The organism is Streptomyces sp. ISL-96, from assembly GCF_018614035.1.
In the GTDB taxonomy this organism is placed as follows: domain Bacteria; phylum Actinomycetota; class Actinomycetes; order Streptomycetales; family Streptomycetaceae; genus Streptomyces.
Genome location: NZ_JAGGPA010000010.1, coordinates 24,727 through 36,515, shown reverse-complemented (window position 1 = coordinate 36,515; position 11,789 = coordinate 24,727). Strand labels below are relative to the sequence as shown.

Here is an 11,789-nt window from a genome sequence, read left to right as displayed (position 1 = left end):
GGCATGCGGGGTGTTGTGTTTGACGGAAAGGCGGTTCAGGTCGTCGGTGACCTGGAGATACGGGACCCGGGGCCCGGTGAGGTCATGGTCGCCGTCGGGGCGGCCGGGCTGTGTCACAGCGATCTGTCGGTCATCGACGGGACGATCCCCTTCCCGTCCCCCGTCGTACTCGGGCACGAAGGCGCGGGCGTCGTCGAGGCGGTCGGCGCGGGGGTGGCGCATGTCGTGCCTGGTGATCAGGTCTCGCTGTCGACCATCGCCAACTGCGGGGCCTGCGCGGAGTGCGGCCGTGGCCGGCCGACGATGTGCCGCAAGGCGATCGGGATGCCCGGACAGCCCTTCTCGCGCCGCGGCGGCGAGCCGCTGTATCAGTTCGCGTCCACCTCCACCTTCGCGGAGCGCACGATCGTCAAAGCCGTTCAGGCCGTCAAGATCCCCAACGACATCCCGCTGACCTCGGCCGCCCTCATCGGCTGCGGCGTCGTGACGGGCGTGGGCGCCGCGCTGAACCGGGCGAAGGTCGGCCTCGGGGACACCGTCGTCGTCATCGGGACGGGCGGGATCGGGCTGAACGTCATCCAAGGCGCCCGCATCGCCGGGGCGTCGGCCATCGTCGCCGTCGATTCCAATCCGGCCAAGGAAGCGGTCGCGCGGCAGTTCGGTGCGACGCACTTTCTTCCGTCGGCCGACGACGCGGATGCGGTACGGGCGATCCTGCCGACGGGCGCCGACCACGCCTTCGAATGCGTCGGCAGGACCGAACTGATCCGGCAGGCGATCGACCTGCTCGACCGGCACGGACAGGCGGTGCTGCTCGGCGTACCGGCCGCGACGGCCGAGGCGTCGTTCCTCGTCTCCTCGATGTACCTGGACAAGTCGATCCTCGGCTGCCGGTACGGCTCTTCGCGCCCGCAGCGGGACATCGCGCTGTACGCCGAGCTGTACCGGGAGGGCCGGCTGCTGCTCGACGAGCTGGTGACGGAGACGTATCCGGTGGAGGACTTCGCGAAGGCGGCGGACGACGCGCACCACGGGCGCGTGGCGCGCGGAGTGCTCACGTTTTAGTCAGCCGGTCCTGCTTCCGCCGGTCCTGCTTCCGCCGGTCCTGCTTCCGCCGGTGCGGCTTCCGCCGGCGGCGTGGAAAGTGCGGCGGTAGACGGTCGGTGCGACGCCGAGCGCCGCCTGTAGGTGCTGGCGGAGCGACGTCGCCGTACCGAAGCCGGCGTCGCGGGCGATCTGGTCGATGGACAGGTCGCTGGATTCGAGGAGGTGCCGCGCCCGCTCCACCCGCTGCCGGGCCAGCCACTGGCCGGGGCTGATGCCGGCCTCCTCGCGGAACCGGCGCGTGAACGTCCGTACCGACATCGATTCCTGCTCCGCCATGTCCCGCAGCTGGATCGGCTCGTGCAGGCGGGCCAGTGCCCACGCCCGCGCGGTCGTCGTGGTCGCCAGCTGGGGCTCCGGGACCGGGCGGTGGATGTACTGGGCCTGGCCCCCGTCCCGGTGCGGCGGTACGACGCTGCGGCGGGCCACGTCCTTGGCGACCCCGCTGCCGTGGTCGCGCCGCACGATGTGCAGGCACAGGTCGAGCCCGGCGGCGACCCCGGCGGAGGTCAGTACGTCGCCGTCGTCGATGAACAGGACCTCCGCGTCGACCCGCACGGAGGGAAACAGACGCTGGAAATGTTCGGCCGCCGACCAGTGGGTGGTGGCGGGGCGGCCGTCGAGGTAGCCCGCCGCGGCGAGGACGTAGCCACCGGTGCAGATGGAGACCATGCGGGTGCCGGGGCGTACGAAGGAGAAGGCGGCCTTGAGGTCCTCGGTGAGCACGCCCTCCTCGTAGACGCATCCGAGCTCGTACGAGGCGGGGATCACGATGGTGTCGGCCGTGGCCAGCGCCTCGGGGCCGTGCTCGACGTCGATGGAGAAGTCGGCGTCCGTACGCACCGGGCCGGGCGGCCGGACCGAACACGTCGCGATCTCATAGAGGTGCTCGCCCGCCGCGCCTTTCGCAAGGCCGAAGACGCGGTGCGCGATGCCGAGTTCGAAGGGGAGCAGTCCGTCCAGTGCGAGGACGACTACGCGGTGCGGCACGGCGTACTCCTAGTCTTGTTCACTGGGGCTTATTCGCTGGCTGGTATAGACCTCAGGCTGGTACATGTCTCCGCTATGACGGACAAGCGCGAAGCAGCCCAGGCCATTCCCGAGACGGCACCACGCGAACCACAAGCGGTCTCCCGGTCGTCCTCCCTGTGGAACCGTAACTTCCGGCTCTTCTTCGTGGCCCGTACGGTCGCGGTCTTCGGCGACGGCATGGTTCCCGTCGCCCTCGCGGCCGGTCTGCTCGGCGCCGGCCACCCCGGCTCGTCCGTCGGCTACGCCCTCGCCGCGTGGATCGGCCCCTTCGCGGTGCTGGTCCTCTTCGGCGGCGTACTCGCGGATCGCTTCACTCCGCGCCGGATGATGATCACTGCCGATGCTCTGCGGCTGGCCGGCGCCTCGGTGCTCGCGGCCTCCTTCGCCGCCGGCGATCCGTCGGTGTGGGTGGTGTACGGGCTGAGCGCGGTCAGCGGCGTCGGCGCCGCGCTCTTCCAGCCCGGGGTCGCTTCGATCGTCCCGCGCATCGCGCACGACGTACAGCGGGCGAACGCCGTCCTGCGCGTCTGCGAGGCGCTCATGACCATGGCGGGCCCGGCCTTCGCGGGGCTCGTTGTCGGTCTTTCCGACGGTGCGGGGGCGGGTGCGGGCGCGGTCTTCGCCGCGAACGCCGCGACTTTCGCGGTGAGCGGCATCTTCCTGTTCCTGCTGCGGCTGCCGTCGGTCGGCGACCCGGTGAAGCGCGGGTCGCTGATGGCCGAACTGGTCGTCGGATGGCACGAGTTCACGGCGCGCAGCTGGCTGTGGGGCGTCATCGCGATCTGGACGGTGTACGGACTGACCGTCGCCGGCCCGATGCTGCCGCTGACGGCGGTCCTGGTGACCGAGGCCCACGGCTCGGGAACGTACGGCGCGCTGATGGCGGTCAACGGCGCGGGCAGCGTCGCGGGCGGCCTGCTGGCGCTGCGCCTGCGGCCGCGGCGGCCACTGGCGGCGGGGGCGGTGGCGCTGCTCGGCGTGGTGGTGAACCTGCTGGTGCTGGGGCTCGGCATGCCCGTACTCGGCCTGGGGATCGGGCAGTTCGCCGGTGGTGCGGCCTTCGCGTTCTGGCTGGTGATGTGGTCGACGACGGTCCAGACCCACGTCCCGGCCGACGCGCTGAACCGGATGCACGCGTACGACGTGTCCGGATCACTGCTGATGATGGCCGCGGGGCGGGCGCTGGCGGGTCCGGTGGCGGAGATGGCGGGCGCGGACAAGGTGCTGCTGGCCGGGGTGGTGATCATGGTGGGGGTGGTCGGGGTGCTGCTGGGGGCGCGGCCGATCCGGGAGCTGAGGCGCGTGGCCTGAGCCCGCGAGAAAAGGCTCAGCGTGTCCTGCTCAGCGTGTCCCGATTCTTGCGAACCATGACCGCCGGGCCACTCGTCCGGGATCTCGACGGGCTTGAAGCTGAGTGACGTGACCCAGACAACCCAAGCCGCCACGCACGCCACCCCCGCGCCCGACCGGCCCCGCATCCACCGCGCGTGGTTCGTCGCGGCCGTGGCCTTTGTGACGATCATCGGCGGGGCCGCCTTCAACTCCCTGCCCGGCCTGCTGATCGACCCGCTGCACCGGGATTTCGGCTGGTCGCGCGGCGAGATCGGCTTCGCCGTCTCCATCGACATGGCGCTGTACGGCCTGACCGCGCCGTTCGCCGCCGCCCTCATGGACCGCTTCGGCATGCGCAGGGTGGCGGTCGCGGCGCTTAGCATGGTCGCCGCGGGCGCCCTGCTGAGCGTCTGGATGACGGCCAGCTGGCAGCTGATGCTCTACTGGGGCCTGCTCGTCGGCCTCGGCACGGGATCGATGGCGTTGGCGTTCTCCGCGACGGTCACCAACCGCTGGTTCGTCGCCCGCCGGGGCCTGGTCACCGGCGTCCTGACCGCCGCCGGCGCGTCCGGCCAGCTGGTCTTCCTTCCGCTCTGCGCCTGGATCGTCCAGAACCACGGCTGGCAGCCCGCGTCCGTCACGGTCGCGCTCGCCGCGCTGGTCGTCGTCCCGTTCGTCTGGCTGCTGCTGCGCGACCACCCGGCGGACGTGGGACTGGCGCCGTACGGCGGGGAGTTCGTCCCCAAGCCGGCGCCTCGGACGGGCGCGGCGAAGCGCGCGGTGACGGTCCTCTTCGCGGCGGTGAAGACTGGTCACTTCTGGCTGCTGGCGGGTACCTTCGCGATCTGCGGTGCCTCGACGAACGGTCTCATCCGTACCTACTTCGTGCCCTCGGCCCACGACCACGGCATGCAGATCACGGCAGCTGCCTCACTGCTGGCCGTCATCGGTGTCTTCGACGTCATCGGCACGATCGCCTCGGGCTGGCTCACCGACCGCTTCGACGCGCGTCGCCTGCTGGCCGTGTACTACGCGCTGCGCGGCGTCTCGCTGCTCTTCCTGCCGGTGCTGATGGCTCCGACCGTCCACCCGCCGATGATTCTCTTCATCGTCTTCTACGGGCTCGACTGGGTGGCCACGGTTCCGCCGACCCTGGCCCTGTGCCGTGAGCAGTACGGCGAGGACTCGGCGATCGTCTTCGGCTGGGTGCTGGCGTCGCACCAGGTGGGAGCGGCGGTGGTCGCGTTCGCGGGCGGGGTGGCGCGGGACGTTTTCGACTCGTACAACGTGGTCTGGTACGCGGCGGGAGCGCTGTGCGCGGTGGCGGCGCTGATGTCCCTGGTGATCCGCAGGAAGCCCGCGTTGGCCGGGGAAGTCAAGCGCTGAAGCGGCCGAACCTGCCCCGGTGGAACAGCAGGGGCTCCCCCTCGTCGTCCGTGTCCGTCCCGCCCAGTGCCTGGACCCTGCCGACCACGATCAGGTGGTCACCGCCCGTGTGCACGGTCTGGATGCGGCAGTCGATCCAGGCCGGTACGGAGTCCAGCAGCGGCGACCCGGTGACGGGCGCCGGCCGGTACGCGACGCCCGCGAACTTGTCCGCCCCGCTCACCGCGAAACCGCGGCACAGGTCGCCCTGGTCCGCGCCGAGGATGTTGACGCAGAAGACGCCGGCGCGGGCGATGCGCGGCCAGGTCGTGGACGTACGGGCGACCATGAAGGTGACCAGGGGCGGGTCGAGGGAGAGGGAGGCGAAGGACTGGCAGGCGAAGCCGGCGGGCCGGTCCTCTTCCTCCCCGTCGGTGTTCGGTGCCGTGATGACGGTGACGCCGCTGGCGAAGTGGCCGAGTACGGAGCGGAATGCGGCCGGGTCGACCGGCAGCCGCTCGTCCTCGCCGACCGCACGCAGGTCGGGGCGCGGGAGCGCGTCGTAGGGCTCGGCGGCCGTGGGGGCGCCGACCGACCTGAGGTATCGGACGGCGGTGGCCGCCATCCCTGCGTGTCCCATCACGCCTTCCATTGAAGCTGACGGTTCGTCAGATGGAAAGTGGTGTGGGCGGGCGAGTGCAACCCCTGGCGGGTCAACGGCGTCGGAGGTGACGGGAGGGGTGCCGGATGCAGACTTGGCGCAGGGCGGCAGTGGGTTGGGGCGTGGCGCTGATCGCGGAGGTGCTGGTCGTGGCTTCGGCCATGGCGCTGGCCGGGCCGAGTGCGAGCCCGTACGAGGGGGACTTCTGGGCGGCGCTGTCGGCTGTGCTGCGCGCGGGAGCGTGGCCGGGAGTGGTCGGAACGGTGGCGGTGCTCGGTGGGCTGTGGGTGGTGACGACTGGCGCCGGGTCCGGTAGGCCGTACCGGGGAGTGCCCATCGTGTACGTCCCCGCCGTGGCGGCGGTCGGCGCGCTGCTGTGGCCGGCGTCGTACATGCCGTACGGCGGGGCCTGGGTGATCCTGTGCCTGGCCTTCGCCGTGCCGGCCGCGGCGGCGTGGGCGGCGGCGGGGCGGATGCGGCGTGGGGGAGCGGTCGCGGTGGGGGTGGGGCTGGCCGGGTTGTCGTGGCTGGTGGTGCCGTTCGTGGAGGCGCTGTACGTACCGCCGTACTTCACTGACCGGGACTTCACCGGGAGCTGGATCGAGCCGTCCGTCGGTGACGGGGTGTTTCTCGTCGTACGCCCGGACGGGACGTACACGGTACGCCGTGGCGACTGCCGCGAGCGCGGCACGTGGCGCACCGCCGACGGCCCGGACGAGCGGCTGACGCTGCGCATGCGGCGGGGCGGCGGGGCGGGGGTCGCAGGAGCCGCGGGGTGCGTGCCGGGGGCGGGTCCGGTGCTGCGGACCGGGGGCCATTACAGCTCGCCCACTGTGCGTTTCACGTCGGGCGACGGGGCGGGGGCGGGGGCGCAGGGCAGCCGGGCGGAGCTGGTGGTGTACCGGGACTGACTTACAGCCCTCGGTACTTGGGGGTACGCCGCTCCACGAAGCTCGCGACGCCCTCGTTGGCGTCCGCTGTCGTCATGTTGATCTCCTGGGCGCTCGCCTCGGCGGCGAAGGCGGTGGCCCGGTCCACGTCCAGGGAGGCGTTGACCAGCTGCTTGGCGAGGGTGATCGAACGGGTCGGGCCACTCGCCAGCCGCTCGGCCCAGGTGCGGGCGGTGTCGGTCAGGTCGGCGTCCGGGACGACCTTGTTGACCAGTCCCAGCCGCTCGGCTTCGGCAGCCGGCACCGAGTCGCCGAAGAACATCAGCTCCTTCGCGCGCTGCGGGCCGATGAGCCGGGGGAGCAGGTACGCCCCGCCGCCGTCCGGGACCAGTCCGCGTCGTACGAAGACCTCGATGAACTTGGCGGATTCTGCGGCGAGTACGAGGTCACAGGCGAAGGCGAGGTGGGCGCCGATGCCGGCGGCGGTGCCGTTCACGGCGGCGATCACCGGCTTCTCGCAGTCCAGGACCGCGCTGATGAGCCGCTGGGCGCCGAGCCGGATCGTACGGGCGACGTCCCCGGCCACGCGCTCCCCGCCGCCGGCCGACCCTCGCAGGTCCGCGCCGGCGCAGAAGCCTTTGCCGGTGGCGGTGATGACCACGGCGCGGACGGCGGGGTCGGCGGAGGCGGTGGTGAGGAGGGAGATCATGCGTTCGCGCTGGTCCGGCGTGAGGGCGTTCATGGCGGTGGGGCGGTTGAGGGTGAGCCAGGTGACGCCGTTGTCGGTGGTGTGCAGTACGAGTGTGTCGACGGGAGGGTTGGGGGTCGTCATCTAGTGGCTCCTGGTGGTGTGTTGGGCTGCTGGTTGCCTGCGGCGCCAAACGCCGGAGGGGCTGGAAGGCCTCACCGGCAAACCGCCAACGCATCCAGCGCCACCGCCCCCTGCCCCCGCGGCAGGATCATCAGCGGGTTGATGTCCAGCTCCGACAGATCGTCGCCCAGTTCCAGCGCCATCCTCTGGACCCGCAGCACCATCTCCACCAGGGCGTCCACGTCAGCCGGTGGCGCCCCCCGCACGCCCTCCAGCAGCGCGTGCCCGCGCAGTTCGCCGAGCATGGTCCGCGCCTGGTCCTCGCCGAACGGCGGCACCCGTACCGACGCGTCCCGCAGCACCTCCACCAGTACACCGCCCAGCCCCACCGTCACCGTCGGCCCGAACAGCGCGTCCTGCGTCACGCCGACCATCATCTCGACGCCCCGCTGCACCATCTGGCACACCAGGACGCCGTCCAGGTCGATCCCCTCGTACCGCGCGATGTCCGTCAGCTCGCGGTACGCGTCGCGGATCTGGCTGGCGGAGGTCAGGCCGACCTTCACCAGGCCCAGCTCGCTCTTGTGCGCGAGCCGCGGGCCGGACGCCTTCATCACCACCGGGTACCCGACGAGCCCCGCCGCCCGGACCGCCGCCGCCGCGCTCGTCACCAGCTGCTCGCGCGGTACGCGGATGCCGTACGCCCGCAGCAGCTGCTTCGCCGCGTGCTCGCTCAGCTGCTCGCCGGGGCGCATCAGCGCCTGCGCCTTGCGGAAGGAGGGGGACGGGGTGCGCGGCGCGTCGCCGAAGGGGGAGCGGTAGGAGGCGGTGAAGCGGTGGTGGGCGAGGTAGGCGCGTACGGCCGAGATGCAGTTGCCGAAGGTACGGAAGGTGGCGACGCGCGACGACCCGAGCAGCGTCTCGCGGTACGCTGCCTCCGTCCCGACCGGGGAGCCCCACACCACGCACACCAGCTTGTCCGTCGCCTCGGCCGCCGCAGCCAGGTCTTGGGCCAGTTTGTCGCTCATGGGAGGGAAGGGGCCCGTGATCGGGCAGATCAGGACCCCCACCGCCGGGTCGGCCAGGATCGCGTCGATGATCTTGCGGCCGCGCCAGTCGCCGACCGGGTGGCCGCCGTTGTCGACGGGGTTCGCCACGCTCAGGTAGCCGGGTATCCACTCGTGCAGCTCGGCCTGCTTGGCCGCCGAGAGCTCCGGCAGCCGGAGCCCCGCCGCCGTCGCCAGGTCCGCGAAGTGCGCGCCCGTACCGCCCGAGATCGAGTAGACGACGACCCCGTCGGCCACCGGCTTCCGCGCCCGCGCCAACAGTGCGGCCGTGTCCTGGAGTTCGTCGAGTCCGTCCACCCGGATCACGCCGAACTGCCGCATCGCCGCGTCCACCACCTCGTCCGCGCCGGTCAGCTTGCCGGTGTGTGAGGCGGCCGTACGGGCGCCCCTCTCCGTACGTCCCACCTTGACCGCGACGACGGGCACACCCGCCCGCGCGGCCCGGTCGGCGGCGAGCAGGAAGGAGCGGCCGTCCTTGAGGCCCTCGACGTAGCAGGCGATGGCGCCGACCTCCGGCTGCTGGGCGAAGTACGAGATGAAGTCGGCCGTCTCCAGGTCGGCCTCGTTGCCGGTGGGCGCCCAGTGGGAGAGGCGGATGCCGAGCTCCTGGAGGGCGTGGAGGGGGCGGCCCTGGTGGCCGGACTGGGTGATCAGGGCGATCGCGGGCCCGTCCAGGTCGTCGCGGAAGGTTTCGAAGGCGTTGAGGTTGGTGTTCGGGCCGAGCAGCCGTACGCCGGACCGCTCCACCGCGGCGGCCAGCCGCGTCTGCGCGGCGGCGCCGGCCTCGCCCGTCTCGGCGAAGCCGGAGGCGAAAGCGACGGCGAACCTCACCTTCGCCTCGCCCAGCTCCCCGACCACCGGTACGGGGTCGGCGACCAGCAGCACCGCCAGATCGACCTGCTCCGGCAGGTCGCGGACGGAGGCAACGCAGGGCCGCCCGAAGACGGACTCGCGCGTGGGATGGACGGGGTGCAGCCGGGCGCCGACCCGCTCGGACCAGGCGATCAGCTGCCGGGTGATCCCGGTGTTGGGCCTGCCGTCGGCGTCGGACGCGCCGACGACGGCCACCGACTCGGGCCGGAAGAACCGGTCGAGGTCGGGGACCGATGCGTACAGCGGCCGGCCGCTGACGTCGAGGTCACCGGCCGCCGTGGCGGTGGGGGTCGCCGTGTCGTGGACGGCGGCGTGCGGAACCTCCCCGCAGGCCACAACGCGGGCGCGGAGATCGGTGGTCAGGGTGCCGTGGGTAGATCCAAGCATGTCTCAGCCCGCTCCTGCTCGTCGGCCGACGTAACTGACGCATTGTCAGGTTACTGAACTGACGGCTCGTCAGGAACAGTCCGGCGGGGAAAGCTTGGGGCCGGGTGCACGATCAGCACCCGGCCCCCTCACGTCAGTCGTCCAGGACGGGCAGCTCGATCCCGCTCAGGCGGTCGCGGTCGGCGAGGATGTTGATCTCGACGATCTTCCCGTCCCTGATGGTGAAGTGCATGACCGAGAACGTCTGCCCGTCGAGCCCCGTGACCAGCCCGAACGCCCCGTTGACGAGCGCCGGCCGCGAGTACATGGAGAAGCGGGAGAACGTGAGCGCCTGTACGACCACGGCCCGCGCACCGCGAACAAGCCTGGACGCGAACGCGGTCCCCGTGGCCTCGGCGCCGGCGTCGGCCCGCAGGACGACGTCCGGGTCCAGGAGTGCGAGGAGCGCCTCGAAGTCACCGCCGCGCGACGCGGCGAGGAAGGCGTCGACGACCTGCCGCTGGCGGCCGAGGTCGGCTTCCGGCGGCGGAGAGCCCTGAACCCGGCGGCGGGCACGGCTCGCCAGCTGCCGGGTCGCGGCCGGCGTGCGTTCGACGATGGGGGCGATGTCGTCGAAGGGCACGGCGAACATGTCGTGCAGGACGAGCGCGAGCCGCTCGGCGGGCGGCAGCGTTTCGAGTACGACGAGGAGTGCGAGGCCCACGGAGTCCGCCAGCAGGGCATGGTGCTCGGGATCCCCTTTGTCGGCCCGGCTGACGACGGGATCCGGCACATGCACGTAGTCGTCCACCTCGAAAGGGTCCTCACGCCGCGAGGTGCGCGAGCGCAGCATGTCCAGGCACACCCGCCCGACGACGGTCGTGAGCCAGCCGCCCAGGTTCGCGACCTCCGTGGTGTCGGAGCGGCTGAGCTTCAGCCAGGCCTCCTGGACGGCGTCCTCGGCCTCGCTCAGCGAGCCGAGCATCCGGTAGGCAACGGCGCGCAGGTGGCCGCGATGGGCCTCGAAGCGCTCCGCCAGAAATTCGTGGTCGTCCATCGGTCACATTCCTCGGGCGAGTTCCGTCAGTGCAGTAACGAACCAAAAACGAACGGACTTGAAGGAGAACGATCATGCAGGCACGGATGCAGAACCCCGCAGTGGTCATCCCCGAGGCCATGCCCGCCATCCTCAGCGTGCTCAAGGCCGCGAAGAAGGGCGGCGTACCGGAGAAGACGCTGGAGCTGGTGCACCTGCGCGCGAGCCAGATCAACGGCTGCGGTGTGTGCGTCGACGGCGGCGCGCGCAGCGCGAAGAAGGCGGGCGAGAGCGACGAGCGCCTCTTCGCGGTGGCGGCCTGGCGGGAGACGCCGTACTTCACCGACGCCGAACGCGCGGCGCTGGCCCTGTCCGAGGCCGCCACCCGGCTGAGCGACCGGGCCGAGCCGGTGCCGGACGACGTCTGGGACGAGGCCGCCAAGCACTACGACGAGCAGCAGCTCGCCGGCCTGGTGCTGATGATCGGCGTAACCAACCTCTTCAACCGCCTGAACGCCACCACGAAGCAAATCGCGGGGGCGGGCTGGTAGAGGCCGTCCGGGGGTTGGTGAGAAGGCGGCATGTCGGGCTTTCACCTTTTCAAGATCACGGATCCGTGTCGAAAGGGTGTCGAAAAGGTAGGGGTATAGCGAAGTTGCCTGATCAGAGCCATGATCAGGTCGCCCCTCCGGGCGCTATCCCAGAGGGGCGACGAGGCGAAAACGCCTCGGAACGGTTCACGCCACACCCGACCAACGGAGTGATGCAATGCGTTCTTCCATCACGATACGCCGCGCGGCCATGGCCGCCGCGGTGGTCGCGTCTCTGTCCCTGATCAACGCGCCTTCGGCGTCAGCCAACTGGACGAGCTACATCAACGACTGGACGGACGGGGATGAGTCCCGCCGCTGGGCCGACGAGAGCTACTCGCAGGTCCAGTTCACCACCTGCGATGCGCAGAACGGGACGGAGGACTCGGTCGTCGTCAAGATGTGGAAGGACGTCTCGTACGACTACGACACGAGCTACGGCAGCAAGACGTTCACAAAGTGCTTCACGGCCGGCGAAACGAGCAATGGCGAGTGGACGGGTCTGCCCACCGGCAACTTCTACTTCGAGGCCGCAAAGGTCGCCCAGGGCGGTAAGTGCTGCCTGCTCAACGTAGACAAGGTTTACGTGGACACCACCCAGGCGGACTAGTAGCCGGCGTTGCCTGAGGAGGTGGTGCGGAGACCCGCGGTCTCCGCTCCAC

General features: G+C 71.2%; 11 protein-coding genes. 6 read left to right on the top strand and 5 right to left on the bottom strand.

Translation table 11 applies throughout. From position 1 onward, the window contains the following. Window positions 1-3: 3 nt before the first annotated feature. A complete protein-coding gene (locus tag J7E96_RS06925; RefSeq protein WP_215128618.1) occupies window positions 4-1,065 on the top strand; it encodes a Zn-dependent alcohol dehydrogenase in 1,062 nt (353 codons plus the stop codon). On the opposite strand, the gene J7E96_RS06920 is transcribed toward J7E96_RS06925, so the two are convergent. Beyond that, the gene (locus J7E96_RS06920) at window positions 1,066-2,094 is read right to left on the bottom strand and encodes a GlxA family transcriptional regulator (RefSeq protein WP_215128526.1); all 1,029 of its coding nucleotides are present in this window, start codon (window positions 2,092-2,094) and stop codon (window positions 1,066-1,068) included. A 75-nt stretch (window positions 2,095-2,169) separates the two neighbouring features. Here J7E96_RS06920 and J7E96_RS06915 point away from each other — a divergent pair, with 75 nt between their 5' ends. Next, window positions 2,170-3,447 (top strand): MFS transporter, encoded by a 1,278-nt coding sequence (locus J7E96_RS06915; RefSeq protein WP_215128524.1) that lies wholly within the window; start codon window positions 2,170-2,172, stop codon window positions 3,445-3,447. A gap of 108 nt (window positions 3,448-3,555) precedes the next feature. Next, window positions 3,556-4,854, top strand: a complete 1,299-nt coding sequence (locus J7E96_RS06910; protein WP_215128521.1) for an MFS transporter — start codon at window positions 3,556-3,558, stop codon at window positions 4,852-4,854. Here the strand turns inward: J7E96_RS06910 and J7E96_RS06905 are convergent. Next, the gene (locus J7E96_RS06905; RefSeq protein ID WP_215128616.1) at window positions 4,844-5,458 is read right to left on the bottom strand and encodes a flavin reductase family protein; all 615 of its coding nucleotides are present in this window, start codon (window positions 5,456-5,458) and stop codon (window positions 4,844-4,846) included. The two genes, J7E96_RS06910 and J7E96_RS06905, sit on opposite strands and share 11 nt — an antisense overlap. Before the next feature lie 122 nt (window positions 5,459-5,580). Between J7E96_RS06905 and J7E96_RS06900 the strand changes: the two genes are divergently transcribed. After that, the gene (locus tag J7E96_RS06900) at window positions 5,581-6,405 is read left to right on the top strand and encodes a hypothetical protein (RefSeq protein WP_215128519.1); all 825 of its coding nucleotides are present in this window, start codon (window positions 5,581-5,583) and stop codon (window positions 6,403-6,405) included. Window position 6,406: 1 nt separating this feature from the next. Here J7E96_RS06900 and J7E96_RS06895 read toward each other — a convergent pair whose 3' ends face one another. From J7E96_RS06895 to J7E96_RS06885, 3 genes are all read right to left on the bottom strand, one after another. Then, window positions 6,407-7,216, bottom strand: a complete 810-nt coding sequence (locus J7E96_RS06895; protein WP_215128517.1) for an enoyl-CoA hydratase/isomerase family protein — start codon at window positions 7,214-7,216, stop codon at window positions 6,407-6,409. 71 nt (window positions 7,217-7,287) lie between these two features. Further along, window positions 7,288-9,522, bottom strand: coding sequence for an acetate--CoA ligase family protein (locus J7E96_RS06890; protein WP_215128515.1), 2,235 nt, complete (start codon window positions 9,520-9,522; stop codon window positions 7,288-7,290). 133 nt (window positions 9,523-9,655) lie between these two features. Then, window positions 9,656-10,558: a sigma-70 family RNA polymerase sigma factor gene (locus J7E96_RS06885; RefSeq protein WP_215128513.1), complete on the bottom strand. Its 903-nt coding sequence runs from the start codon at window positions 10,556-10,558 to the stop codon at window positions 9,656-9,658. A 74-nt stretch (window positions 10,559-10,632) separates the two neighbouring features. Between J7E96_RS06885 and J7E96_RS06880 the strand changes: the two genes are divergently transcribed. Next, a complete protein-coding gene (locus J7E96_RS06880; RefSeq protein ID WP_215128511.1) occupies window positions 10,633-11,088 on the top strand; it encodes a carboxymuconolactone decarboxylase family protein in 456 nt (151 codons plus the stop codon). Window positions 11,089-11,305: 217 nt separating this feature from the next. Further along, window positions 11,306-11,737 carry a hypothetical protein gene (locus J7E96_RS06875; protein WP_215128509.1) on the top strand — a complete coding sequence of 144 codons (432 nt, stop codon included), beginning with the start codon at window positions 11,306-11,308 and terminating at the stop codon, window positions 11,735-11,737. Window positions 11,738-11,789: the final 52 nt, after the last annotated feature.